This window comes from Variovorax sp. P4_D9 (assembly GCF_056401695.1).
This window is the reverse complement of sequence record NZ_JBFUIU010001021.1, coordinates 1-2783: the sequence shown is the minus strand read 5'-3', so window position 1 is coordinate 2783 and position 2783 is coordinate 1. Positions and strand designations below refer to the sequence as shown.

The following is a 2783-nucleotide window of genomic DNA, read 5'->3' as shown; positions in this document are numbered from 1 at the left end:
GTCTTGATGCGTCGTATCAGTTCAAGCCCGGTCATCCCCGGCAGGGAAAGGTCGACCAGCGCCAGGTCGAACTCGCCGTTGCGCAGGAATTCGAGCGCCTGAAAACCCGTCTCCGCTTCGGTCAATGCCCAGTTGCTGCCTATCGGATCGAGTACGCGCCTCAAGCCTTCCCGAACGATCGTGTGGTCGTCCACAAGAAGCATCCGAAGCTCCGGCTCAGTCAAGTTTGCAGCTGTCAAATTGCCCCATAGTTGGTGGATGTGCGGCGATCCGGTCTCGAGGACAGCCCGCGTCTCACCGCGCGGGCGCTCCCCGATTCATGTCTGGCGATCGCTGTTGACTGCCCCGCCTGATCGTCAGCCGATCAAGCCAACGGGTTCACTTCGGTCGCTGTTGAGTGATCCTGAAATCCTCTGCAAATCACTCAAGCTCGCGCACTCTAGCCCCCCTGCTCGCCCGTGGCCCGGATGTCCACGCGCCGGTTCGGCTCGAAGCAGGCAATGAGCGCAGTGCGGTTCTTGGCCTTGCCTTGGGCCTTGCACTCTGCTTCGGTGATCTTGAGCTCCGCCGGGCCGCGGCCTTCAGTCTTGCTCGATGCGCTGGAAATCCTCGAGGCCATGCAGGAAGCCGGCCTGCCGACGCAGCTCGACAGCGCGAAAAGGATCGTCGTCTTCATCGTCAATTCCCTGTCCGTGCCTCCGACCAACTGGGACAAATCCGAGTCATCCCCCGGCAGCGTGGAGATCCTCCTGAAGTCAAGCGGCGTTCCGATCGACCGCTATTCTTTCGAAGCCGTCGAGCTCCTCAGGGACATAGYGGCGCGATGGAAGACCATGCGCCAGATCCGGAAGTCGGTGGCAGGCAACAAGGACCCGGCACTCGCGGCCGTGATGCGTGGGCCGGACGCCGAGATCTATGCCATCGACGTGTCCTTCGCCGCGCTGAAGGACAAGGCAGCGCTGGACTACCTAAACCAGCAGCCGACGACCTTCGTGTTGCCTGACGAGGCCGTCGACCGCCTGCGCGCCGCGGCGGGAACCATCATCGTGGATTCGCCCGAGTTCAAGCGCCTTCTGCAGGATATGGGCGGCGCGCTGGTCCCGGCGCCTGCACCGGCACCGGCAACACCAGCGGCCGGACGCTCCGCGGCGGCGCAATAGTTGCCGGAGGCCTGCTGCTGCGTTGCGCTCTGCGGCCTTGCCCTTCGAGCGGCCACCGCGCCAGCCGCTGCGCCGGCCCCGGCGTTGCAGCTTCCGGTCCCGATTCTTCATCCGGCTCTTCATGCGGGCTGTTGGGCGGCTTTTGGGGCAGGAAGCTTTAGAACGGCGCTCAGTTTCAGTGCAACGGCTGGGTGATACCCAGCAAGCATCCTCGTGCCCACCGCTATTCGGCTTCGCCATCCCTTGCCGCGACTCATGATGTCGTCTGCCGCCTCTTGAAGTGCATGGGGAGATCGATCGAGGGCATACGAGACCAAGGATGCAACTTGTCCTGCATCCTTCGCGATCTTCGTGCGGAACTGCTCCTCGCGTTCCGCCATTACTACGAGCTTGTGCAGCGCGTAGCGCAATGGCGAAGGAATGTTGACGATGAGCGCGTTCTCGCCTGAGATCACCGCCGTCTGCGTCGTCTTCTCTAGAGAGAATTCCATGAACTTGAGGGGCTGCAGGTTCACGTTCAACAGCTCGTGACGGTAGATCTTTTCGCTGCGGCCCGCAACCGTCAGAAGGTCGATGCGCATGTCGCCGCTCTTTGCGTTGAGGTAGGTCGCCCCTTGGGTGATCGATTTCGCGGGTAGCAATCCCATCTCGAGCGAGGTGATCGCATCGTGCACGTTGGCTTCGGCGTTGGTCGRAAGCGCGAGTGACACGTTCTTCCCCGCATGGGCGAAGTCGATATCGTTGGTCTTCCACCCACCGCTCCATCGGACGCCCAGCATGTTGCCCATCGCGATGAAGGCGTGGGTACCGATTAGCACGCCGCCGGCATTGAAGAAGCCGTGCTCGGCGAGGCGATTGATCACCCTGAAGTGCTGGGGCGCAACGCTCAGGCACCCAAGCGACGTGCATGCGTGTGCGAGCCTGGCCAGGCCGTTACGGCCGCGGGGCTTACCCTCTGAGCGCAATCGGATCAGCTCGCGAATCCGTTCGTCGGCCGGGCCGAGGTAGACCTGCTTGGTCTTCCCTTCCAGATCGCGGAACTGCCAATACCAGTACTGAATGCCCTTGATTTCCTTCTTGTTGAACGAGCCCGTGACGTCGGCGGTTGAGCGGTCGAGCATTCGGGCCTGCGCCTGTTCGACCAGCTCTGCAAAGTTGGTCTGCGCCGACATCGATAGCTCTTCAAACAAGGCAGGTTCGGATGGCGTCATGGTTATACTGCTCATCTATGTTGGTGCAGTATAACTATGGATCAAAAGTTATACTGCGCCGGTTGGCCGCCGCAGTATAAGTATCTCCGCCGCCTTGGAGCAAAAGTTTTCGGGACTGAACTTTGGGGCCTCCTACCCCGCGGCATGTGGCTGTCTCGCGCCGCTTGCACGGGCGCGACCTGATCGCGCTCCAGCGACACGCTCTCGCTCCCGATGTCCTCGATCAGATTCGAGTAACGCAACGGTCGTAGCCGGCGGCCACTGACGGAGCCCTGACTTCGGCATTCGTGAATACCCTGCGTGCGCCGACGGCGGATTGACAGCTTCGCTTCCTACGATCGGTTCAAGGGCGCAAGTCCCAATGGGCGCCCCAACCAACAGGAGACTCTTGCTATGCAGATCACCGGTATGT

General features: G+C 61.6%; 4 protein-coding genes. 1 reads left to right on the top strand and 3 read right to left on the bottom strand.

From position 1 onward, the window contains the following. Together AC1DY5_RS50240 and AC1DY5_RS50235 are read right to left on the bottom strand one after the other, a co-directional pair. Positions 1-203, bottom strand: a 203-nt coding sequence (locus AC1DY5_RS50240; RefSeq protein WP_478121780.1) for a response regulator, incomplete at its 3' end; no start/stop codon positions are given. Positions 204-439: 236 nt separating this feature from the next. Continuing rightward, the gene (locus AC1DY5_RS50235) at positions 440-676 is read right to left on the bottom strand and encodes a hypothetical protein (RefSeq protein WP_478121779.1); all 237 of its coding nucleotides are present in this window, start codon (positions 674-676) and stop codon (positions 440-442) included. A 157-nt stretch (positions 677-833) separates the two neighbouring features. Here AC1DY5_RS50235 and AC1DY5_RS50230 point away from each other — a divergent pair, with 157 nt between their 5' ends. After that, complete coding sequence (locus AC1DY5_RS50230) at positions 834-1160, top strand: hypothetical protein (protein WP_478121778.1); 327 nt, start codon at positions 834-836, stop codon at positions 1158-1160. A 119-nt stretch (positions 1161-1279) separates the two neighbouring features. Here AC1DY5_RS50230 and AC1DY5_RS50225 read toward each other — a convergent pair whose 3' ends face one another. Beyond that, on the bottom strand, positions 1280-2371 hold the full coding sequence (locus tag AC1DY5_RS50225; protein WP_478121777.1) for a GSU2403 family nucleotidyltransferase fold protein: 1092 nt from the start codon (positions 2369-2371) through the stop codon (positions 1280-1282). Positions 2372-2783: the final 412 nt, after the last annotated feature.